Annotated in this window: 19 protein-coding genes; 8 read left to right on the top strand and 11 right to left on the bottom strand. The window is 47.9% G+C overall.

All coding sequences use genetic code 11. From position 1 onward, the window contains the following. Positions 1-105 precede the first annotated feature (105 nt). From RQM65_RS00385 to hisC, 5 genes are all read right to left on the bottom strand, one after another. Positions 106-1,005 carry a flavin reductase family protein gene (locus RQM65_RS00385; protein WP_314011921.1) on the bottom strand — a complete coding sequence of 300 codons (900 nt, stop codon included), beginning with the start codon at positions 1,003-1,005 and terminating at the stop codon, positions 106-108. Positions 1,006-1,010: 5 nt separating this feature from the next. Beyond that, on the bottom strand, positions 1,011-2,261 hold the full coding sequence (fahA, locus tag RQM65_RS00380) for a fumarylacetoacetase (RefSeq protein ID WP_314011920.1): 1,251 nt from the start codon (positions 2,259-2,261) through the stop codon (positions 1,011-1,013). A gap of 321 nt (positions 2,262-2,582) precedes the next feature. Continuing rightward, positions 2,583-3,743: a 4-hydroxyphenylpyruvate dioxygenase gene (gene hppD, locus RQM65_RS00375; protein WP_314011919.1), complete on the bottom strand. Its 1,161-nt coding sequence runs from the start codon at positions 3,741-3,743 to the stop codon at positions 2,583-2,585. A 19-nt stretch (positions 3,744-3,762) separates the two neighbouring features. Beyond that, positions 3,763-4,929 (bottom strand): homogentisate 1,2-dioxygenase, encoded by a 1,167-nt coding sequence (locus tag RQM65_RS00370; RefSeq protein WP_314011918.1) that lies wholly within the window; start codon positions 4,927-4,929, stop codon positions 3,763-3,765. Further along, entirely contained in the window at positions 4,922-6,028 is a 1,107-nt protein-coding gene (hisC, locus tag RQM65_RS00365) for a histidinol-phosphate transaminase (RefSeq protein ID WP_314011917.1), read from the bottom strand. The genes RQM65_RS00370 and hisC overlap by 8 nt, the downstream gene beginning before the upstream one ends. Before the next feature lie 149 nt (positions 6,029-6,177). Between hisC and RQM65_RS00360 the strand changes: the two genes are divergently transcribed. From RQM65_RS00360 to RQM65_RS00350, 3 genes are all read left to right on the top strand, one after another. Beyond that, positions 6,178-6,663, top strand: coding sequence for an Lrp/AsnC family transcriptional regulator (locus tag RQM65_RS00360; protein ID WP_314011916.1), 486 nt, complete (start codon positions 6,178-6,180; stop codon positions 6,661-6,663). A 458-nt stretch (positions 6,664-7,121) separates the two neighbouring features. Next, the gene (locus RQM65_RS00355; RefSeq protein ID WP_314011915.1) at positions 7,122-10,391 is read left to right on the top strand and encodes a SusC/RagA family TonB-linked outer membrane protein; all 3,270 of its coding nucleotides are present in this window, start codon (positions 7,122-7,124) and stop codon (positions 10,389-10,391) included. Between the two features lie 53 nt (positions 10,392-10,444). After that, entirely contained in the window at positions 10,445-11,896 is a 1,452-nt protein-coding gene (locus RQM65_RS00350) for a SusD/RagB family nutrient-binding outer membrane lipoprotein (RefSeq protein WP_314011914.1), read from the top strand. A gap of 506 nt (positions 11,897-12,402) precedes the next feature. Here the strand turns inward: RQM65_RS00350 and RQM65_RS00345 are convergent. Then, a complete protein-coding gene (locus tag RQM65_RS00345) occupies positions 12,403-12,807 on the bottom strand; it encodes a DUF1761 domain-containing protein (protein WP_314011913.1) in 405 nt (134 codons plus the stop codon). A gap of 383 nt (positions 12,808-13,190) precedes the next feature. On the opposite strand from RQM65_RS00345, the gene RQM65_RS00340 reads away from it, so the two are divergent. Both RQM65_RS00340 and RQM65_RS00335 read left to right on the top strand, forming a co-directional pair. Further along, entirely contained in the window at positions 13,191-14,213 is a 1,023-nt protein-coding gene (locus RQM65_RS00340) for a sensor histidine kinase (protein ID WP_314011911.1), read from the top strand. Next, positions 14,210-14,968, top strand: coding sequence for a LytR/AlgR family response regulator transcription factor (locus tag RQM65_RS00335; protein WP_314011909.1), 759 nt, complete (start codon positions 14,210-14,212; stop codon positions 14,966-14,968). Before RQM65_RS00340 ends, RQM65_RS00335 begins: the two co-directional genes overlap by 4 nt. Before the next feature lie 110 nt (positions 14,969-15,078). Here the strand turns inward: RQM65_RS00335 and RQM65_RS00330 are convergent, their stop codons facing one another. After that, positions 15,079-16,080, bottom strand: coding sequence for a DNA topoisomerase IB (locus tag RQM65_RS00330; protein WP_314011908.1), 1,002 nt, complete (start codon positions 16,078-16,080; stop codon positions 15,079-15,081). Positions 16,081-16,186: 106 nt separating this feature from the next. Between RQM65_RS00330 and RQM65_RS00325 the strand changes: the two genes are divergently transcribed. Next, complete coding sequence (locus RQM65_RS00325) at positions 16,187-16,642, top strand: response regulator (RefSeq protein WP_314011907.1); 456 nt, start codon at positions 16,187-16,189, stop codon at positions 16,640-16,642. A gap of 13 nt (positions 16,643-16,655) precedes the next feature. On the opposite strand, the gene RQM65_RS00320 is transcribed toward RQM65_RS00325, so the two are convergent. Beyond that, on the bottom strand, positions 16,656-17,156 hold the full coding sequence (locus tag RQM65_RS00320) for a pyridoxamine 5'-phosphate oxidase family protein (protein WP_314011906.1): 501 nt from the start codon (positions 17,154-17,156) through the stop codon (positions 16,656-16,658). Positions 17,157-17,469: 313 nt separating this feature from the next. Between RQM65_RS00320 and RQM65_RS00315 the strand changes: the two genes are divergently transcribed. Continuing rightward, entirely contained in the window at positions 17,470-18,342 is an 873-nt protein-coding gene (locus RQM65_RS00315; RefSeq protein ID WP_314011905.1) for a DUF808 domain-containing protein, read from the top strand. A 114-nt stretch (positions 18,343-18,456) separates the two neighbouring features. On the opposite strand, the gene RQM65_RS00310 is transcribed toward RQM65_RS00315, so the two are convergent. The 3 genes from RQM65_RS00310 to RQM65_RS00300 all read right to left on the bottom strand — a co-directional run bounded on the left by RQM65_RS00310 (position 18,457) and on the right by RQM65_RS00300 (position 22,025). After that, the gene (locus tag RQM65_RS00310) at positions 18,457-18,642 is read right to left on the bottom strand and encodes a CsbD family protein (protein ID WP_314011904.1); all 186 of its coding nucleotides are present in this window, start codon (positions 18,640-18,642) and stop codon (positions 18,457-18,459) included. 368 nt (positions 18,643-19,010) lie between these two features. Beyond that, positions 19,011-20,279 carry an MFS transporter gene (locus RQM65_RS00305; RefSeq protein ID WP_314011903.1) on the bottom strand — a complete coding sequence of 423 codons (1,269 nt, stop codon included), beginning with the start codon at positions 20,277-20,279 and terminating at the stop codon, positions 19,011-19,013. Positions 20,280-20,408: 129 nt separating this feature from the next. Further along, positions 20,409-22,025 (bottom strand): sodium:solute symporter, encoded by a 1,617-nt coding sequence (locus tag RQM65_RS00300; protein WP_314011902.1) that lies wholly within the window; start codon positions 22,023-22,025, stop codon positions 20,409-20,411. 164 nt (positions 22,026-22,189) lie between these two features. On the opposite strand from RQM65_RS00300, the gene RQM65_RS00295 reads away from it, so the two are divergent. Next, positions 22,190-23,533 (top strand): Gfo/Idh/MocA family protein, encoded by a 1,344-nt coding sequence (locus RQM65_RS00295; protein ID WP_314011901.1) that lies wholly within the window; start codon positions 22,190-22,192, stop codon positions 23,531-23,533. Positions 23,534-23,750: the final 217 nt, after the last annotated feature.

Genomic DNA, 23,750 nt, shown 5'->3' with positions numbered 1-23,750 from the left:
CGCAGGGGCATTGCTTTTTTTTCATCACAGGTCGGCGTAATCCTAAAGGTATCCACAAATTCAGGGCAGCACCAAATTAGTTGGTGTGGAAGTCGATTTTTCGCCCTAGAATCCGTCGCAGAACAGGGTTTTGAGTGCGAAGTCCGAATTTCCCGCTTGAAGATAATCCTTAGCGGTCTGGTGCAGTTTCAAGGTTTTTGCATCCCCTGCGGGCATTGTAAGGATTTCCGAAATCCCTGATGTTTGTTTGAAACTGTGGAGGTCCTCTTCAGAGGGAATCCCTTCCGCATTGCCGAGCCTGCCGATATCGTTTGCGGATAGGATATCCGTTGTAAACACATGTTTGGGAAGGGTATCGACACCAATCCCGGTCGTTCGGACGGGCTTGGGGATTTCAAAGAGCGATTCCCCGGTAACCCGGGTGTACCAGTTGCCTCCCAATCGGGCCACGGCATCCAGTTTTTTGGTATCCAACCGGTGGTTTTCGTCGAGGTAAGCCCCGTTGATCTGGACCATCACCACCCTTGCAATAATCAGGTTGCCCGCCCCGCCTTCGGATCCCAGTTCGATGATATTGTCGATTACACATTCGAAGGAAACCGGTGATTCCTTGACCCGGGGCGGCCTTACTTTAATGGAATCTACGGGGGTCAATCCCGATTTGATAAACTCGTTCACGCCTTTGTCATATTCCGTACTTGCCAACGACATTTGTTCGACCATGGGGTAATTGACCGTATTGATGACCACTTCCTTTACTTCCCGCACGTTTTCAAGAGTATGCTTGATGGTGTTGTTCCGCACGCGCCGGGCCGGGGAAAAGATTAAGATCGGGGGATTGGCACTGAATACGTTAAAAAAACTAAAGGGACTCAGGTTGACCGACCCTTTCGCGTCAATGGTACTGGCGAAGGCTATCGGCCTTGGCGCAATGGCCGTTACAAGAATCTGATGGAGTTCGGGGGTGCCGATCGAATTGACATCTATCGAGGTGGTTTTTTCCATAACAATCAATCTACAACGGGTAATATCTGCGCCTTCACTTCTCCGAACCCGACCCGGATGCCGTTTTTTAGGCAATAACCTCTCATAGTAACCGTGTCATAATCCTCAAGAAATGTCCTTTTTTCCCCGTTGGACAGCGTGATAGGTTTTTTCCCGCCCCAGGCCAATTCCAGCATAGATCCGTACGAATTGGGGTTCTTTCCACTAATTGTGCCCGATGCGAGAATGTCCCCGACATTTACGTTACAGCCATTACAGGTATGATGGGCCAGTTGCTGGGCCATGTTCCAATACATGTATTTGAAATTGGACCTGCTCAACATGTTTTCTTCCCCGTGCCTCGGACGCAGTCCCACTTCCAAGTTGATGTCGTAATTTTTTGCACCGTAATAGTTAAGATAGGGCAGGACTTCGGGGTCTTGTTCGGGTCCTGCCACCTTAAATGGTTCCAAAGCCTCTAGCGTAACAACCCAAGGCGAAATCGAGGAGGCGAAACTTTTTCCCAAAAAAGGTCCCAATGGCACATATTCCCATTTTTGGATATCCCTGGCGGACCAGTCGTTAAATAGCACCTTGCCGAAAATATGATTTTCCGCATCCGAGGTCGTTATGGATTCGCCAACTTGGGTTTTCTTACCGATAATAAAGCCCATCTCCAGTTCAAAATCCAACCGGGAGGAGGGTCGATATACCGGTGTATCGGCATCGGGGGGCAAAATCTGGCCCTTGGGCCTTACTATGTTCCGGCCGCTGACCATAATGGACGAAGCCCTACCGTGATACCCGACGGGCAGGTGTTTCCAGTTGGGCAAAAGCGCATTTTCAGGATCCCTGAACATTTTCCCCACGTTGGTGGCATGTTCTATGCTGGAGTAGAAATCAGTATAGTCGCCGATGCGGACGGGCAGGTGCATTTCGACTTCGGACTGCGGCACTAACACCCTGTTGTCCTCCTTTAACGGGGAAGTGTCGTCGGAAAGTAAATCCTGCACCTTTAATCGGAGCGTATTGGTGACCGGTTTGCCCAGACTGATAAAGTCGTTCAGCTGATCGCTGAGAAAGACCTGTTTGTCCAGGTCAATATCATCGAAATATCCGAGATTCGCAACAGCGTATAGATCTACTACTTGGTCACCGATCGCGATGCCCAGCTTTTTGGCTCCACTTCCCACAGAGAAAATCCCAAAGGGAAGGTTGTGAATACTGAAATCAGAATTATTGGGTATTTCCACCCATGAAGTTAATCGTTTATCCATAAAATTATTTTAAATGCTTGTGGGCCTAATTACACAATTGGCAAATAAGACATAAGACGCGGGGATCTGACGTAAGATTTTTGATTTTTCAATAAAATGGGCTCTTTTTTCAAGCTCTTTCGTCCTAATTCGTAAGTCTTAAGTCCTGACTTTAGTACAGTGCGCTCTAGCTTCTAAACAAAAATTTGGTCCAAGCGATTGGCAGCTGAGCCGAACGGTTTTCACCTACTGCATACTGCAACTGCCAACTAATGGCACTGTTCCATGAGATGAATATAGTTCATTAGTTTAATAGGGTACCTTAGCCTATAGTGGGTTAGTCTATAACGTTCCCCTGTTGGCCTGTTCCCGTTCGATAGCCTCGAACAGCGCCTTAAAATTCCCTACGCCGAAGGACTGCGCTCCCTTGCGTTGGATCACTTCGAAAAACATCGTGGGCCTATCCACTATGGTCTTGGTAAAAATTTGCAACAGATAGCCTTCTTCGTCCCGGTCGATCAAGATACCATGTTTTTTTAAGACCTCGACATCCTCATCGATTTGGCCTACCCGCTGCAAAAGGTCGTCGTAATAGGTTTCTGGAACGTATAAAAATTCCACGCCCCTTTCGCGCATTTGGGAAACGGTGGCGATTATATCGTCCGTGGCCACTGCGATATGCTGCACCCCGGGACCGTTGTTGAACTCCAGATACTCCTCGATCTGGGATTTCTTTTTCCCTTCTGCGGGCTCGTTGATGGGGAATTTGACCCTCCCGTTGCCGTTGCTCATCACCTTGCTCATCAAGGCGGTATAGTCCGTAGAAATATCCTCGTCGGTAAAGGAGATGATTTGGGCAAATCCCATCACTTTGCCATAAAATTCACACCATTCCTTCATTTCGTTCCAGCCGACATTGCCGACGATGTGGTCCACAAATTTCAATCCCACCGGCTCCGGGTTGTAATGGGATTCCCATTTTCTATAGCCCGGAAGAAAGGCTCCGTTATAATTATTGCGCTCCACAAAAATATGCACCGTCTTCCCGTAGGTATAGATGCCCGAGCGAACCACGTGGCCGTGTTCATCCTCTTCCCTGGTGGGTTCCATATAGGGTTTAGCCCCTCGTTTGACAGTTTCCTCAAAGGCCGCCTTGGCATCATCGACCCAGAGCGCCACTACCTTTACGCCGTCTCCGTGGGTGTTGATATGGGCATTGATCGGTCCGTCTTTCTTCAGGGGAGTGGTCAAGACCATGCGTATTTTGCCCTGTTTTAGGACGTAGGAGGCCCTGTCCTTTATTCCTGTTTCCAAACCTGCATAGGCCTCGGATTGAAAGCCTAATGCCGTTTTGTAGAAATGGGCCGTCTGCTTGGCATTGCCCACATACAATTCGATATAATCCGTTCCCTTCAAGGGCAGAAAATCTTCCGCCTCTTCGAATATTTTTTTCGTTCCGTATTCGGTATTCCGTAAATCCGTTAGATTTTTAATGTCTTCCATAGCTTGAATGCTTTAATTGTCAGTGATTTTCGTCCAACCAGGAGGTGTGATAATCCCCTGTATCGATGTTCAGGGCTTCCTCCGTCACCATCAGCGGCTTAAAGGTATCGACCATGACGGCCAGCTCCTCCGTTTCCGTTTTCCCGATGCTTCGTTCCATGGCTCCCGGATGCGGGCCGTGGGGAATTCCGGCCGGGTGCAGGGTAATCTGGCCGACCTCGATGTGGTTTCGGCTCATAAAATCGCCATCCACATAGTACAGCACCTCGTCGGAATCGATATTGCTATGATTGTAGGGTGCGGGGATGGATTGCGGATGGTAATCGTAAAGCCTGGGTACAAACGAACAGATAACAAAGGCACCGGTTTCAAAGGTCTGATGTACCGGGGGCGGTTGGTGGATCCGGCCGGTTATCGGTTCAAAATCATGGATGGATAATTTATAGGGATAGTTATAGCCGTCCCACCCTACCACGCTGAAGGGGTGATAGGCGTACAGGTATTCGTGGATCATATCCTGTTTTTTTACCTTCAGAAGGAAGTCCCCCTTATCCGAAAAAGTCTCCAGTTCGCTAGGGGGATGCATGTCCCGCTCGCAGTAAGGGGAGTTTTCCAGATGTTGTCCGAACCAGTTGCGATAGCGTTTCGGGGTGTAAACCGGACGTTTTGATTCCACGATAAACAGACGATTATCTTGAGAGTCGAAATCCACTTGATAGATCATCCCCCTGGGAATGACGAGATAGTCCCCGTACCCAAAATCGATGTTCCCCAAGAAGGTTCTCAATTTTCCGGAACCGCGATGCACGAACAACACCTCGTCGGAATCCGTATTCTTATAAAAATAGTCCCGCAACGACTTTTCGGGCGCTGCCAAGGCGATATGACAGTCGTTGTTGGCCAATATGATCTTTCTGCTTTCCAGATAATCGTCCGTAGGGGCGATATCAAAACCCTTAAGGCTCATGGCCCTCATATTTTTTTCCAATGCGATTTTCGGGGCGACACTGTACGAATCCCGAATTTCCTTGACTTGGGTCGGGCGGTGGGTATGGTACAACAGCGATGACATCCCGTCAAAACCGATGGTCCCGAACAGTTCCTCATAATAGAACTTCCCGGAGTCGCTCTTGAAGATGGTATGTCTTTTCTTGGGAATTTTCCCTAAGGTGTGATATCTAGGCATAGGAATATATTTTTTGGATTGCCGAAACCAAGGCGGTATTCGCCTCGCGGGTGCCGATGGTAATACGAACCCCCTTCGGCGCCCCGAATTTGCTGCAGGGACGGACCATAATCCCTTCTTCCAACATTTTGGCGGTAAAATCGTCCGCGCCCGTTTCCGCTGCGATAAAAATAAAATTGGTCTGGCTGGGCCAATAGGTCAGGTCCAGTTTATCGAATTCGGCGTACAGGTATTTTTTTTCCGACCGGACCACGTCCAATGTCTTTTTCAGATGTTCGGTGTCCCGTAAGGCATGGATGCCGGCGACCATGGAAAGCGTGTTGATAATAAACGGTCTTTTCGTATTTTCTAGATAGGATATGATTTGGGGCGTGGAGATGCCGTATCCCAGTCGTATCCCGGCCAGTCCGTAGGCTTTGGAAAAACTATGTACGCCGATTACGTTTTTACGCGCCTTGATGTAATCGAAGGCCCTAGGATAATCCGGGGCATCGGCGAAATGGAAATACACTTCGTCATATACCACAAGTACATCTTCCGGTAAATTGTGGATTAGGTAATCGATACGTTCCTTCCCGGTGTACGTGCCGGTCGGATTATTGGGATTTGTGATAAAGACAAGCCTGGTCCTTTCGGTTACGGCCTGTAATATGGCCTGGACGTCAAGCGTATAATCCTCGGGATTCAAGGGGACGTTTACCACCTTGCTTCCCTCGTTTTCGATCATGCTCTCATAGGCCACAAAGGTGGGGTGGCTGATAATGCATTCCAATCCGGGGCTCAAAAAGCCCCTGCATATCAACTCCAAGGTCTCGATACCACTATTTGCGGTGATTATATTTTCTGGGATCAGGTGGGGACGGGTAGCTACAATGCTCCGCTTCAATTCACTGTCGTCCCGGAACTTGTATTCATGGATGGTATCAAGATGGTCTATAATGGCCCGTTGCGCCAAGGGGGAGGGGCCCAACGCATTTTCGTTGGACGAAAGTTTCCATACCCTGTCCACGTTGCTATCGGATAGAATCTCCTCCCTGGTGATGCCGCCAGCATAGTCCTTTTTTCTAATGTACGGCTTAAAAATCGTTTTCCTATTCATTAATATAAAGGTAAACAATTGTAATCCGGAAACCCCTATTTTCGCTATCTACAGGATTATGTTTAGTATTTTTCACTAGTGAACAGTATTTTGATGTTGTAAAAACCTATTTTTAAAGGTAAATTTCAGGTATTGCAATTAATTTTACTATGAAGAACAACTTGGATAAGGTGGACATCAGGATTTTGGAGCTGTTACAAGAAAATTCCAAGATGACCGCCAAGGAACTCAGTGGGCGTTTGAATCTTTCCCAGACCCCCATTTTCGAGAGAATAAAAAAACTCGAACGGGAAGGCTACATTAAAAACTATATGGCCGAATTGAACGAACGCCGATTGGGTTTAAAGCAGATCGTTTTTATAGGGGTGACGCTAAAGGGCCATACCCGCAGTTATTTGGAAAAATTCGTAGAAAAGGTCAGGGAATTCCCCGAGGTCTTGGAATGCTACCAGGTGGCGGGAAATTATGATTTTATGCTCAAAGTGATTTTAGAGGATATCGAGGCCTATCAGGTATTCGTCGAGACCAAGCTGTCCCTGATTTCAGAATTGGGCAATGTCAACAGTTATATCGCCATTAAAAAAGGGAAGCAGACCCATAAGCTCGACTTGGGATTTTTGAGGAGTAGGCTGTAGTCGTTAGACGTTAGTCTTTCGTCTTTAATTTGTGGTCGTTGAACTGCGGTCCGTGCCGGTCACCATCGAGTTGCGAACCATCATCCCCCTAAACCCTCCTTTCTTCCGCCATCCGTCACCCATCATTCGTCATCAACCATCGGTCACCGGTCTGCCGTCATACATCTTCTATCGACTCCATCAAACCCATAACCCCGTCCCTCTTCCCACTACATATCAAATTCCCCATATTTCATATCAAATTCCGATTTCCGCTCTGTTAAGTGCCTTTCTTTACATCGTAATTAAAAAGGCAGGGCGGCGAAAGCGAGGGTCAGTCTTACTATCTTCTTGGAACATCCTTTTGGTTTTTGTTCTCATTTTGTGATGTAATTTTTGAATTAGCACGAATCACTTTCCTGCCTGCCTTTCTTTTCGACACACGTTCAAAATATTCCGCTCAAACAAAATCACACTCTATGCGAAAAAAATACCATTGGATATGTTGGATGCTAACCATTTTTGGGGTATTCACGGTAACGGCACAGGAAAAAACAATAACGGGAACCGTCACGGACCCGAACAATGCCCCCTTGCCCGGGGTCAATATTTTGGTGCGCGGTACTACCACGGGCACCCAGACCGATTTTGATGGCAACTACGCCATACAGGCGGCGGAAGGCCAAACCTTATCCTTTTCGTATATCGGGTATGCGACGGAGACCAGGAACGTCGGCAACTCCGTCACCATAGACCTGCAAATGGCAGAAGATGCACAGGCACTCGATGAGGTGGTCGTTACCGCCTTGGGCATTTCACGGGAAAAGAAATCCCTGGGATACGCCACTACCGAACTCGGAGGGGGTGAAGTGGACGTGCCCGGTGAACGGAACGTCATCACTTCCCTGTCGGGCAAGGCCGCCGGGGTGAACATTACCCGTACCAATAACCTCGGAGGTTCTACCAACATCGTAATTAGAGGGGTCACCTCCATCAATGGGAATAACCAGGCGCTCTTTGTCGTTGACGGGGTGCCGATCAACAACAGTCCAGGGAACCTCACGGTATCCTATGGCAATGGCGATGACCAAGTGGGTACCGGCAGGGGCGGCTACGACTACGGCAACCCCGCCGCCGATATCGACCCCTCCACGATCGAATCGGTCAATATCCTTAAAGGGGCAGCGGCGACCGCACTATACGGAACTCGGGCCTCGAACGGAGCCGTTATCATCACCACCAAAAAGGGGGGCAAGGGGAAGTTGGGCATCACCTTAAACTCCGGGATAACCGTTGGAAAATATGATAAGGATACGTTTATAGAATACCAGAAACAGTACGGACAGAGCTACTTTGGCGCCTTGACCACGGGCAGCGGTAGCTTTACCGATGGGTTCCGGACCACCACCGACCTGGACGGCGATGGGGTTATCGACCCCTTGCCACGGTATAACGACGACGCCTCCTACGGACCGGTTTTTGATCCCAATCTACAGATTTTTCAGTGGGATGCCCTGGTAGAGGACCTGCCCACCTATCTACAACGGTCTCCATGGCTCGCCGGGGCGAACGACCCCTCTTATATCTTCCGTACCGCCTTTAGTACCAATAACAGCATATCTTTTGCGGGCAGTGGCGAAAAAACGGAATTCAGGGCTACATACAGTAACAACATCCAGCATGGGATTATGCCCAACAGCGAAATTGTAACCAATACGCTGGCCGCCAATGCCGGTTTGGAACTTTCCGAAAAGCTGCGGGTCTCCACCAGTGTAAATTACACGAATACCCGTGGTAAAGGCCGAAATGGAACGGGTTACGACGGTGCCAACGCACGCAACCTGATGACCAACTTTCGGCAATGGTGGGCTGTCAACGTCGATTTGGCCAAGCTCGAAAACGCCTACGACCTGACGGGCAGAAACGTTTCTTGGAACTGGTCCACCCCTGCGGCCCAAAACATCGAGTTTTGGGACACTCCTTATTGGACATTGTACCAAAACGCACCGGAGGACGAAAGGAACAGGATGTTCGGTAACATCAACTTCGATTACAAGGTTACGGACTGGCTTACGGCCAATCTCCGGGCCTCGGTCGATTATTTTGACGAGCTGAGGGAACAGCACATCGCTGTCGGCAGTGTGGGCATTCCATCGTTTTCTACTTTCAACCGAAGCTTTAGCGAATATAATTACGACGCCAACCTGACCTTCGACAAAAACTTTGGTGAAGATTTTAGCCTTACCGCGTTATTGGGCATGAACATCAGAAGAACCGGTACCAAGATCATCTATGCCCAGACCAATGGGGGACTGATCGTACCGGATATCTACGCGATATCCAATTCCTTGAATCCGCCGAACCCGCCCCGGGAGGATTTTGAGAAGCTGGGGGTCGATGGGGTCTTCGGTTCCGTATCATTGGGATACAAAAACTTTTTGTACCTCGACCTTACGGGAAGACGTGACAAGGCCTCTACCTTGCCGATCGACAACAACACGTTCTTCTACCCTTCGGTATCGACCAGTTTTGTGTTTTCCAGTATCATGGACGCCGATTGGCTAACGCTCGGAAAGCTCCGTTTGAACTATGCCGAGGTAGGGAACTTTGGACGGGCGCAAGCCTTGGCCACCCCCGTACTGTTGAACGAAGACGGTGCCTTCGGAAGCACCAACCTTGCCACGCAAAGCTCCACCCTTAGAAATCCAGACCTAAAACCCGAGACCACCACCAGCTACGAGGCCGGGCTGGAGATGGCTTTTGTACGAAACCGTTTCGGACTTGACCTGGCATGGTACAAGACCAATTCGGTGGATCAGATCCTTGATGTGGCAGTCTCCACGTCAACCGGTTACAGCTTTAAGTTCGTCAATTCGGGAGAAATCGAAAATAGGGGATTGGAGGTATCGCTCTTCGGCTCCCCGATCCGGACGGAAGATTTTGAGTGGAAGATCCGGGCCAATTGGTCCAAGAACGAAAGTGAGGTACTTTCACTTTTTGAAGGGGTGGACAACTTCGAGGTATCTTCCTCCCAGACGGGTATTACGTTTAACGCTACCAAGGGTCGTCCCTACGGTACCTTACGGGGTAGCAATTATGTCTATCACGAGAACGGCCAACCCATTGTGGACCAAGAAAACGGGGCCTATCTCAAATCGGAACTGAACGAGGAAATCGGGGACACGAACCCTGATTGGATTGGTGGGATCACCAATACCATCGATTACAGATGCCTTTCATTCCGGTTTTTGATCGATGTCAGAAAAGGCGGGGATATTTATACGGTGGATCACTACTACGGATTCGGTACCGGGCTGTATCCCGAGACCGTTGGCACCAATCGGCTGGGCAATCCGATACGAAACGCCCTTGAAGACGGTGGGGGAATCGTATTTCCGGGCGTAGCACCGGACGGTACGCCCAATACCGTATTGGCCGATGTAAGTGACGCGGTGTTCTCCGGGGGACTCTTTGGCGACATGCCCCAAGCCCGTTTCGTTTACGATGGCTCCTACGTCAAACTCAGGGAAGTGGCGCTGACCTATAATTTCCCCACCGATTTCACCGATAGACTGGGGGTGGCAGGACTGTCACTGGCGCTCACAGGTAATAATCTTTGGATCATCGACAAGAATATCCCCTATAGCGATCCCGAAGCCGGTTTCAGTGCCGGTAATACCCAGGGCATACAGATAGGGGCCTATCCCACGACCAAAACCTACGGCCTGAACCTAAAAATGGAATTTTAAAAGGCTGGTTTTTCCAAACCACAACAGCAATGTAATGAATGAAAATTTCTTATATGAAAAATGCTAAAATAACAGTACTCCTTTTGCTTGGCCTAATGGGTTCGTGCGCCGATGATATGGCGCTTTCGAGCCTTAACGAAGATCCCAAGAATCCGATATCCGGGGTGCCCGACGAGTTGTTCTTCACCAACGCGCAACGAAACCTGGTCGATATCAATGCCACGATAGATATCAATTTCAACGTGTTTAGGTTCGTGGTGCAGTATGCCTCCTCACCGATTTATACCGAAGAGAGTCAGTACAACCTCCAGACCCGTACCATCCCCTCAAATTATTGGAGAACATTGTACAGGGATATTTTGGTGGATTTCAAGGCGGCCAGGGACGAGCTGAACACTGACGATTCGTATAATTTTTCCGATCGGATCCCAATTCGTGAAAATCGTCTGGCCATCATACAGCTTATGGAAATTTACACCTACGCCCAACTGGTCGATACTTTTGGTAACGTTCCGTATTCGGAAGCCCTGGACGGTGAAAATATTACCCCGGCCTACGACGATGCGGCAACGATTTATCAAGACCTTATTGCCAATCTCAATGAAGCGATAAGTGCTTTGGATGCCGATTTTGCGGGTTACGGGGGCGCCGATTTGATCTATGACGGGGACGTATCACAATGGATCAAGTTCGCAAATTCCCTTAAACTCAAATTGGCGATGACCTTGGCGGACGTAAATCCGGAACAGTCGCGGACGCTGGTCGAGGAAGCCGCACCCAACGTGTTCGAATCCAACAACGACAACGCGCTGCTGCCCTATTTGGCAGCACCGCCGAATACCAATCCACTTTGGGAAGATTTGGTGCAGAGTGGCAGGAGTGACTATTTCATGGCCGATACCTTTGTCGATGCGCTCAACCAACTCAATGACCCGCGAAGGGACGTTTTCTTCTCGAATCCGATAGATGGCGAATATGTGGGAGGGGAATATGCCGCCGGGGGCGACTTCGATACGACCTCGCACTTTGGGGATGCCTTTGTCGATCCCCAATTGCCAGGAAATATACTCGATTATTCGGAAGTCAACTTTTTGTTGGCCGATGCCGCCGCCAGGGGATATAATGTCGTGGGTACGCCCGAAGAGTTTTATAACATCGCCATCAGGGCATCCTTTGATTATTGGGAGCTACCGGAGGCAGATGCGACCGCCTATCTCGCGAATCCCGATGTGGCCTATGCCACGGCCGAAGGCGATTTCAGACAAAAGATCGGCACCCAGATGTGGATAGCCCTGTTCAACAGGGGTGCCGAAAGTTGGCTTCAATGGCGCCGGTTCGATTTCCCCGTGCTCAACGCCGCACCCCAGTTGACCTTGGATGACATCCCCGTAAGGTACACCTATCCGATAGACGAGCAAAGCCGGAACAACGCCAACAGGGAGGCCGCGGCATCGGCAATCGGAGGCGATAATCTCGATAACAAACTCTTTTGGGACGTGAATTAGAAATTTTTTGAAGACTATGGGGCAACTACGAACAGGGCCGTATTTTACGGTCCTTTTGGTATGATGGTATTAATATTTTAGGTTCTACCCTGAATTTTGTGGATAATTGGCGTATTACCGATGGAAAAAGGTCGAAAAGAGCAATGAATAAAGACGATTCCATTTTTCGGAACATCTGAAAAGACAAACCTATTACTAAAAGTACCTGTGTGTCCTTTATTGGTCTCAAAAAACAGTTAAAACTATGCACTTTAGTGCATTCCGATTTAGCTACTAAAAAATCTTTGGTCCAATCGGTCGGCGGTTGCTGCAGGCATTTTTTCGCTTACCGCTTACCGCGACTGCTTACTAATGGGCACTGTGCAATGAGATGAATTTCATTCATTGGTTAAAACCTATGGTACTTTAGTCCATAGTGGTTTAGTTTCTTTGTTCCTTCTTCCTTTCGTCTTTTAGTCAAAATAAAATAGCATCTGTTTTCACAGAAATAATGGTAGAACCCTATTTTATTTCCAAACTCCGATAATCAATCCCATAACGACATACGAGATTACCAGATAGCCGGCATTGATGGCAAAATGGGCGAAGGATTTTCTTTCGAAGAGATAGACGATGCCAAAGGCAGGGGCCAACCAGCCGAAACCGACGAGGAGTCCGCCGATAAGGCCCCATTGCCAGTCTTGGTAACCGCTGACAAAACCGGCGAGGGTATAGGCACTGACCAAGGCCAGAAGAAAGGAACCACCAAAAATTTTGGCCTTGTTGCCCGTTTGTAGAAAATCTACGTTCCTGCCTATAGCTTTTAGCCATTTATTTCCGAATAGGGTAGGGGAATACCAAATACCCCCTATAAAAAACATGGATAGTGCGGCCGTAAAAACCGCCCAGTGATTGATTGTAACATTTTCCATAAGAATTCGATAAAAGGTCTATCTGCTTTGAAATCCAAAAAAAATACGGAAACAGTGAGACGTAGGACGCAGGATGATGGATTGATGAAAATGACTGCCCGTTCCTTGAAGATTGATGAAATCTTGCGTCCTAGGTCCTACTGCATTGTAGTATCCAAAATAATTAAAAAGTAACGCCGATCTTAATGTAGTAAAATAATGACGGGTACAAGCATAAAGATAAAAAGAAAAGAAATGGGCTGTCGGACTTTGATACGTAATCCGTTACATATGATATGTACTACTTAGAAATTGATACGAAAGTCCCTACAGAAGATTTTTATCCCAGCAACATTAGAGCTCAGACTGTGTTTTTTGTAGTATTTTGTAGAAAATTACGCGTAATGAACCGAAAGAAAATGCTGATCGCCCTGTGGTTGTTTTTGGCCCTGGTCACAACTGCACAGTTGATCCTGACCGAAATTTACAAACCTGGGACGTTTAGTTTTTTCGATATCGTAGTTTCCCCTATCGGCAGTCTGGCAACGGGGATTCCCTTGTTATTTCTGGTGGTCATTCCATTTTTCGACTATACCGCAAAATATAGTAATCGCATCCGAATGGGCTATCTGGCGGCGTTCGCCTTCGTCTATACCACGGTCTATATCCTGATTCTGCTACTGATATTTACGATTGTCTATGGCGAATCTTTTGAGGATTATAAATCCGGTATCCTCAATTTTGGGGTTGGTAATTTTCATAATATGTTTAAAAATTATCTTTTTCAAGTTGCCATCCTTTACGCCTATGAGTATATCTCCAAACAGGCCGATCTTATTACCGCTAAAAAGGATTTAGAGATTGAATTGAACCAGTCCAAACTTCAAATACTGAGAAGCCAGTTACAGCCGCATTTTCTGTTCAATGCCTTGAACAGCGTGGTATCGGTTATCGACGAGAACAAACGGAAGGCCCAGGAGATGCTGGTCAGCCTTGGGGATATTTTAAGAACATCGTTGAACACCGATTTTAGGCAGTTGATACCCTTGTCAAAAGAGTTGGAATATCTTGAGAATTACCTGTCCATCGAAAAAATACGGTATGAGGGACAACTTCATTATCGGGTCGAAGTTGGCGAAGCGGCTTCCCGTCTTAAAGTGCCGAGCCTGATTTTGCAGCCCATCGTGGAGAATGCCATTAAGCACGGGTTCGTCGGTTTGCACAGACCTCTGCAAATAGTGGTCTCGGCAGATGCCCAAGATCGCACCATCATAGTTAAAAATAATGGGGCCGAGTTGACCGATAACAAGGGGAACTTCGGACTCCGCAATGTGAGGGAGCGACTCTCCATCTACTATCCGGGTCAGGAGCCTTTTCGTATTTATCAAGAAGGAAATTGGACAATCAATAAAATTAATCTAGGATGACAATACGCTCTGTAATTGCCATCGACGACGAAGGCCCCGCCTTGAGAAGGCTTTGCAAAATGGTTGGCGATCACCCTGAACTTCAGTTGGCGGCCTCTGCGAAAAATTCCGTGGTGGCCATCCGGGAAATTGAGAAACACAATCCGGATCTGCTGCTTTTGGATATCCAGTTGAAGGAAGCGACCGCATTTGATATTCTATCAAGCGTTAAAAAAACATATACCGGAAGAATAATCTTCATTACGGCTTACGACCAGTACGCCGTAAAGGCCTTTGAATATGAGGCCCTGGACTATTTGTTGAAACCCTACACGAAAGAGCGCTTTGAATCCGCAATTGCCCGCACAACCGCGAAAACGGAATCAGTCGATATCCATACGGTCATACGTTTACTGACGTCCCAAAAAAACGTTGGTCCACCTATGCTGATGATTCCCGAAGGCACAAAGAACTATTTTATCGGCAAGAACGAACTTCAGTATATTTATTCCGAAGGATATTACGCCAATTTTATCTTGCAAAAGGACAAGAAACTCATCCGTATTTCGCTGAAAAAACTGGAAGGCCTCCTGCCCTCGAGTTTTATAAGGATCAATAAATCCACAATTATCAACCAACTTCATATCAGGGAGTTGGCGAACAACCGCTCTTCAATCAAAATAATGATGTCGGATGGTAGCGATTTTCGGGTTTCGGATACCTATCTCAACAGCCTTCAGACCTTTTTAAAAAGGAATTCGGACGGTGGCGAGTAGATTCCTTAAGTCGTTCCATCTCATGACGAAGCGGATATTAGCGCTCAGTTTTTTGGGGATAGGTACACGGGAAATGGTCCGGAGAATCGGAAGGATTGCTCGGAACACATTCAATAGCTTTCTTCGATTACTTTTCGGGCCAGTTTCTCGCCCGCCGAAAGTCCGAATTCGCTTTTGGAGTCCTTAAACGGATTCGGGTCGGGCAGGCTTTTTTTGTCAATGCGATTGAAAAGGGCAGGATGTACGTAGTAATTTCTACAAACGCTAGGCGTATTGCCTAATTCGGCAGCGACCAATTTGATGACGATATTACTGAATTTTTTACGGCTGCCATTGTTGAGTTCTTCCAGGGCCAGCGGGTAGCATTCCACTGCCAACCGGTTCGCCGACCATGTACGAAAATCCTTGCTGGAATATTCCGGACCTAAATTTTCTGTTATGTAGGCGTTGACGTCGTCACTGTCAATATCGTGGTACTTATTTTTGGAGTCGCGGTATCGAAAAATCTCGTAACCGGGCAGGTCGGCCGCTTCCTTGATAAAGGGAATCAGCTTCTCGTCATCGATATGTACTTCCTGCTCCTTATGGCTTTTCCCCTTGAAGGATAGCAGCAGCTCGTCATCCTCGATGCTGAGATGCTTCCTGCGCAGGGTAGTGAGGCCGTACGATTCATTCTGTTTTTTGTATTCCTTGTTTCCAATTCGGATGCCGTACTCGTCCAAAATAAGAATGATCAGCGCAACGAGTTTGTCCTTTCCCCAACCTTTTACGGTGAGATCGGCATGCGCCTTCTTCCGAACTTCGGGTAGCAGCTCCGAAAAGTCAAGCATTTTTCTGAATTTTGCCTCCTGTTGCTGGCGTTCGTACTCGGAGTGATAAATATATTGCTTTCTTCCCTTGGCATCGCGTCCAATGGCCTGAATGTGGCCGTCGTCGAACCGACAGACCATCACATCGCTCCACATTGGGGGAATGACTAGGTCTCGTAACCGTTTTAAGGTCGTTTTATTCTGGATCAACCGTCCTTTTTCATCGTAAAAACTGTATCCCCTGCCGCGTTTCTTACGTGAAATACACATGGCGGATTCGTCAATTTCCCTAATTTTTATCATCAGCGGTCAAAACGTTAAAATGGCGAAGGGATTAAAATTTCTATTCATTGGTGCAAACAAAATGTGCTGTTGCATCTATCTTTCCTTTTTAAACAACTATAGCGCTATGGGCTACAACAATTCCGATAACAAGACCTGTGTTTATTTGGTGGACGATGATAGCGAGGATCAAGAACTATTTTCCGATGCGTTATCCGAAGTCGAGATCCCGACCCGCCTTACTGTATTCAATGGTTGCGAGGCCCTGCTACGCGAATTGCAAACTAGCCGAACCCTGCCGGACGTTATATTTTTAGATCTTTATATGCCTGGCATGAGCGGAGAGGAATGTGTTCAGAATATCCGCCAAGTCAAGGCCGTTGACCGCACCCCTGTTGTAATTTATTCCACTTCGTACCATCCGGAACAGGTAGCTCACCTATTTGATCTAGGAGCTAATCGCTACCTGCAGAAACCCATATCCTTTCAGGAATTAATTTCATCAATAACTTCGGCCATTGCCTCATCGGTGAAACACGGCGTCAACGCAGCGCCTGTCTATGATTTGGTAGAGCTATCGTAAGAAAGCGTCGCTGTTATGGGTTCAAATTCCCGTGCTTTCCCATATCTTGTTCCTCTCCGGTAATTGCCCCGACCCCCATTTTGAGAAGGCTTACCAGTTTCCCGTTTTTGGAATCCCAGTAGTGGGCATCCTCCGGTCGTACCTTAATGGCCGTTAGGTTCGGATCGTCAACCCCGTCGAACCAAGTGTCGTCCGTTTTTCCATAGTATTTCTCCAATACTGGCCGTTCCGTAATAATGGATGCCTTTCCAAAAACAATCAAGAACTCCATATCCCCGGGTTTGGCATAAATCAACTGTATACTATCATCATCACGGATATAATTGTTGTGCTCACTGTTCTTGTTGCTCAAGAACCAAATAGATCCATCATCATCGACGTCCTTTGTACTCATCGGAACGATATGCGTTTGCTTAGCGCCAAGATGGGTTTCCATCATGGCAAAATCGATGTTTTCTACCAGTTCTTTTATCTTGGCTCTAGCATCTTCGTTAAATAGATTGTCCTCACTCATAGCTATTTTTTTTTTAATGGGATAAAAATAGCATCCGGGTAGTAAAAGAAATAGCACAAACGGATAAGCTTTTAGCTGTTTCGAAAGAATAGTGCTTAAAAAAGCAGCGGAATGGACTGGAAAAACGCCAAAAATAGTACCTTTCGCCACTGAAGAAATTAGATGTAGACTAACTGGGGGTTGAGTTTGGGTTCACCTGAAATCGTTACCTTTTCGACCAAAACTTGCCCTGAACGAATTTTTTGACCTCGAATTCCCTGCACTCGAAAACCAGCGTACGGGGCGTATTGTAAACCTAATATAGCTAGACCCTATGGCATCAGGATTTTTTGCGTTATTGGATGATATTGCCAGTATGATGGATGACGTGGCCGTGATGACGAAGGTGGCGGGTAAAAAGACCGCCGGTATCTTGGGCGACGACCTGGCGGTGAACGCGGAAAAAGCTTCCGGATTTATGGCCTCCCGTGAAATACCGGTCCTGTGGGCCATATCCAAGGGATCCTTGCTCAATAAGGTCATCATTCTTCCGGTCGCTTTTCTCCTCAGTGCCTTTCTTCCTACAGCGGTGACTGTCATCCTGATTCTCGGAGGCCTATATCTGGCCTATGAGGGGGCGGAAAAAATCTATGAATTTATTGTGCCCCATGAACACGCCAGGGAGACCGCCAATCTCAATATGTCCGAGACGGAACTAGCGGTTTTGGAAAAAGAACGGATAAAATCGGCTATTCTAACGGATTTTATTTTATCCGTCGAAATAGTCATTATCGCCTTGGGTACGGTCGTCAACGAAGGTATTTGGACGCAAGTAATCGTCGTTTCCATCATCGCGCTGGTCGCCACCATCGGCGTATATGGCATCGTCGCCCTCATCGTGCGGATGGATGATTTTGGGGCCAAGCTCATCGACCTCAACGACAGGGACGATAGTTTCTCTGATAAGGTGGGCCGGTTTTTGGTCATGGCACTTCCCAAGGTGGTCAAAAGCCTATCCATTATCGGTACTATTGCCTTGATCTTGGTAGCCGGAGGAATTTTTGTGCACAATCTTGATTTTGTGCACGATTGGGTTCATGCGCTACCAAGCCTGGTAGGGGAGTTCCTAACCGGGCTTGTGGTTGGATTTATCTGTCTTCCGGTGGTACTCGGAGCTAAAAAACTATACAAAAAAGTTCGAAGTTAGTCCCATGCCGTACCGACGGGTGGAAGACAATGATGGGCCGGGAATTGGATTTTTGGATTAAAAAAAGCCGCCCCGCATAGATGCGGAGCGGCTTTGTTAAGATGACCCAAAGCTTTACATCCTATTTATTTCATCCTTTAGCTCTTCCTTGGATTTTCCGGTCTTTTCTTGCAATTTTCCGAGCATCTCGTCAAATTTACCTTCGCTGTAGGTGACATCATCGTCCGTTACATCCCCGTACTTCTGCTTAAACTGACCCTTGACCTGTTTCCATTTTCCTTCTAATTGATCACTATTCATAATCTATCGGTTTTAAATTAATGTTCTTGTTGATTTACAAAGGCTAAAGTAACGTAAAACCCTTGTCAGGATGGACGCTAAACCGTTCAATTTTAATTCAAAAACAATGAACATCTGTCACGATTTCTGTGGATAGAATGGGGAAGGACAAAGGGATACAGGGACAAAAGGATGCAAGGAACAAGGATTCAGGTTCTAAGGTAGGAAGGACGAAATTCAAGGGTTGGGTCGGAGAGATAAGGGTAATGGGATGGAAGGCTTTGGATTTACCCCGTTCGTTTGATGGCACACTTATGGGGCTCCTGATCATAAAAAAAGCGGCTTCCCCGATGGGAGGCCGCTTGCCAAAAAATCATTATTGATAGCACCTACATGGCCGTGCCTTCGGTGGTGGTCTGTGCCTGGGCCTGGGCCTTTTTCTTTTTGCTGCGCACCCAAAAAAGAAGGATAGTAAATAGTACGATAAGAATAGCGGGGAAGGTGGTCATGGTAGCCAGGGTATTCTGTCCGGCAACGAGTTCGAGTTCATCCCCCGTCAGTCCCGCTGCAGCTGCCTCCGCTCTGTCAGAGTCGATCCACGAACCGATGATGGGTTGAAAAATTGAGGTGGAAAACATTCCGATTCCCCCCATGATGGAAAGTCCCAATGCTCCACTTTTCGGGATTTTATCCGCAATAAACCCGATCATATTGGGCCAAAAATAAGCAACTCCCAAAGCAAAGAAGATGGCAGCTACATAGGCCATGGCGCCCGTTTGTGTACTAAACAGATAAACTCCGATAGTTGCCAAGATCGAGCCGCCTAGCAGTACCCCCGTCTGGTCGAACCTGGCGACGACATCGCCTCCGAAATATCGGGCGACCGCCATCAGGCCGGTGACCAATGCCAAGACCAACATAGGTTCGGCACCGCTTTTTGCCAAAATGAGGCCCACCCATTGTTGGGGGCCGAATTCCGAGATGGCCGTAAGCGCCATACAACAGGCCATGAAAATAAACAAGGGAGATATCATGGCCTTAAAGTTGCTGGCCAGATTCGAAGCTTCCTCGACCTTGGCTTTGGGCCAGCTCTGGCCGAAGAAAAGATAGGCGTATATCAAGGTAGGAACCATGATGATCCAAATCTGGCTTTCCCAACTCAATCCCGAGTCCGTCATGAATTTCGATATAAGACTGCCCAAGACGATGCCCCCCGGGAACCACATGTGAAAGCGGTTCATCATCGTGCTCATGCGATTCCCTTTATAAGCGTCCGCAATCATTGGGTTACAGGCCGCTTCGGTACAGCCGTTGCCCAGCCCGATCAATAGTGTCGAGACCAAAAGTACGGAATAGCTTCCGGCATAGATGGTCATGATTATTCCGACAGCATGGGCAAAAAAAGCAAAGGTCATAATCGCTTTTCCCCCTACCTTATTATATATGAGTCCCCCGATCACCATAGAAATTGGAAATCCAAAGAACCACATGGAGTTGATAAAACCTAATTGTTCCGCCGATAGGCTGAGTTCTTCTCCCAGTTGGGGCAAGATACCGGCCCGTATGCTGAACGAGAAGGCCGTGGTGATCAATGCGAGACAACTCGCATAAAAAAGGCGATTTGCATTGGGATGCATGACGCTTTTTGATGTTTCCATAATAGTTGCTTTGGTTTAAGTTGTGAAGGATAAATTTTTATAAATATATATCATTTTCAACAGGATTTTCAGGAAACGGCTAAGAAAAAAACCTTTGCTGCTTTTCCGACTCGGTTGTGAATGGAGCTATCATCCTGTAAAGTAGGTCAATACCACAACCACAACGACCACCAGCATCGCGGATAATACAATATCGATCCAAGAATAGCTTTCGATGACTTCCGTTTTCTGTTCGGGGTTCAGGGTTCCGAACGCCAGGCCTCTAATAGTGGCGTAATCCGGTGCGGCGGTCGCCAAACTGGTTCCTACGCAAACAACGACCGAAAATAGAAACATAAAAATGGCCATATGCGCAAAGTTAATGGTCGCAAATTCGTAGGCGATTCCGGTAAGGTCGTTTTTCTGTATCTCCGCCACGATACGCAGGGCGGCGATCAAGAGACCGGAAAAAAGGGTGGCGATAGCGGCCGTGGAATTGACCCGTTTCCACAGGATACCTAGCACGAATACCGCGGCTATGGGCGGGGCAATGTACGATTGTACGCTTTGCAAATATTGATAGAGTACCCCTCCGCCGATCTTATCCATTATGGGAATCCAAATAATCCCGAGTACAACGACAAGGCTTGTTGCAATGCGGCCGATATTCAAGAGCTTTCTTTCAGGGGTTTCCGGCCATAATTTTTTGTAGATGTCTATGGTGAAAATGGTAGAGCAGCTATTGAATACCGAGGCTAGTGAGCTCATCAATGCCGCCATTAGACCTCCGGCGACTAGTCCCTTTAGACCCGTAGGCAAAAGGGTTTTCACCAATACAGGAAACACCTCATCAGCCTTGTCGTAGGTGAGCACGCCCTGTTTGGCCAGCGCAAAGGCGATGATACCTGGAATCAGAAAGATAAAGATGGGCAGGATTTTGAGATAGGCTCCGAAGATGGCCCCGCGTCTTCCTATCTTGATATTCTGCGCGGCCAGGGTACGCTGTACGATATACTGATCGGTACACCAATACCAGATGCCGACGATGGTACCACCAAAAAGGAGTCCCGTCCAAGGAAATTCAGGGTCGGACATCGGCCGCCACATATTAAAGTGATCGGGACCGACGGTAGCGCGAAGTTCTTGCCATCCACCGACCTGTTCAAGTCCGAGATAGGTAATAATAATGGAACCGGCTATAAGTACGACGGTTTGCAAGGTCTCTGTATAGATAACGGCCTTCATACCGCCGATGATGGTGTAGGCCCCCGTAAAGATGACGATGCCAATGGCCCCGTACCAAAAATCGATGCCCAGAAGTTCTGATACGACGATGCCCCCGGCATAGATGGTCACCGAAACTTTTGTAATGACATAGCCTACCAACGAAAAAACGGATAAAAACCAACGTGAACGGCTGTCAAAACGTTTTTCCAGGAATTCTGGCATGGTAAATACCTTGCTCCGCATGTAAAAGGGGAGAAAGAGCCATCCTAATAAAAGAACGATCCAGGCGTGCAGCTCATAATGCGCCATGGGCATACCTGATTCGGCTCCGGTCCCGGCCAGTCCCACTACATGTTCCGAACCGATATTCGAGGCGAAGATGGAGGCACCGATGACGAACCACCCTACATTTCTGCCCGCTAAAAAGTAATCGGCGGTATCTTTGTTCTTTTGCAGTATGACCCAGAAGGCAACGCCGATCAAGGCCAAAAAGTAGGCACCTAGCACCACCCAGTCCAGACGTTCCAGTACGGTTTCCATATCAAGTCGTTTGGTTGACGGCGAGAGTTTCAGGCGTAAATGTAACTGTAATATCGCTTTTTGACAATACTATTTGGATGCGATTATCAAGTTCGATGCTGCGCATCGTTAAAAATTGACATATTCTTTATATCTTGTGGCTTTAATCCATGAACGATCAAAAAATGAAAAAAGACAAGTCCGAACCTGCAATCCCTAAAAATCCCCGAAGGGATTTCGTAAAAAATACCGCCCTGTTCACGGGGGGTGCCATGCTTCTGCCCAATCTTAATATGCAGGGCATGTTTAACGTGGCCAATGATAAAAAACTGAAAATCGCCTTGGTAGGCTGTGGCGGCCGGGGTACGGGTGCAGCGGTACAGGCGCTGAACGCCGACGAAAACGTAGAGCTTGTCGCCATGGCCGACGCCTTTGAAGATCGGTTGAAAAGCAGTTTGATGAATATCTCCAAGGCTATGGGGGAAACCAAACAGGTCAACGTCAAGCCGGAAAACCAGTTTGTCGGTTTCGACGCGGCTGAAAAAGCCATGGATTTGGGCGATGTCGTCATTTTGGCAACCCCGCCCGGCTTTCGTCCCCAACATTTTGAATACGCCGTCAATAACGGGAAGCACCTTTTCGTAGAAAAGCCCCTCGCAGTCGATGCGCCCGGGGTCCGTAAGGTTCTTGCGGCCGCTAAAAAGGCGAAGGAAGACAAGCTGAACGTTGTAGTAGGGTTGCAACGGCACTATCAAGACAATTATTTAGCAGCGCTGGAGCAGCTGAAGAAAGATAGTATCGGTAAGATAGTATCGGGACAGGTGTATTGGAACAGTGGTGGGGTGTGGACGCGCGAGCGGCAGCCCGACCAGAGCGAGCTTGAGTTCCAAATGCGCAACTGGTACTATTTCAACTGGTTGTGCGGAGACCATATTTTGGAACAGCACATACACAATATCGACGTGGCGAACTGGTTTATAGGCGAGTATCCCGTATCCGCCCAGGGCATGGGAGGGCGTGAGGTACGCAAGGGTCCCAATCACGGGGAGATTTTCGACCATCATTTCGTAGAATACACATATCCCAGCGGGGCGGTTATCGCCAGCCAGTGCCGTCACCAGCCGGAGACGATGAGTCGCGTTGCCGAATTTTTTCAAGGCACCAAGGGCACCGTTTCCACGGAAGGCGACCATGCCATATTGAAGGATTGGGATGGAAATACGCTTTTCGAACATCGGGGCAAGGACGATCCCAACCCGTACGAGGTAGAGCACGTCAAACTTTTTGAGAGCATCCGCAACGGCGGGGTAATCGCCGATGCCGAGAACGGGGCCAAAAGCACCATGAGCGCAATCATCGGCAGAATGGCCACTTATTCCGGCAAGGTCATTCCGTGGGATGAGGCGATGCAATCGAACCACGACCTGGCGCCCGATAATCTTAACTGGGATTCACCGGCACCGGTGCAGCCTTTGGCGGACGGAACCTACAAGATACCTGTACCGGGGGAGACCGAGGTGCTGGTCTAAGATGAACTGCTTCCGGCAAGTCCGTGAGCTGCGGAACCAGGAGCCAAGAAACAAGACTCTTTTATCTTGATTTTTGACTCTTGGTTCATCATATAACAACACTTCCAAAACACTCACTATGAATAAATTATTTTTTTCATAAGCTGGGCAATTGTTGGAAAAGTTCGCTATTACTAGCCAGCGGCCCGGGCAAGGGACTTGACTCTTGATTCTTGAC

Origin of the sequence: Pricia mediterranea (genome assembly GCF_032248455.1) — a bacterium.
Taxonomy (GTDB): Bacteria; Bacteroidota; Bacteroidia; order Flavobacteriales; family Flavobacteriaceae; genus Pricia; species Pricia mediterranea.
This window is presented reverse-complemented; position numbering and strand designations above follow the sequence as displayed.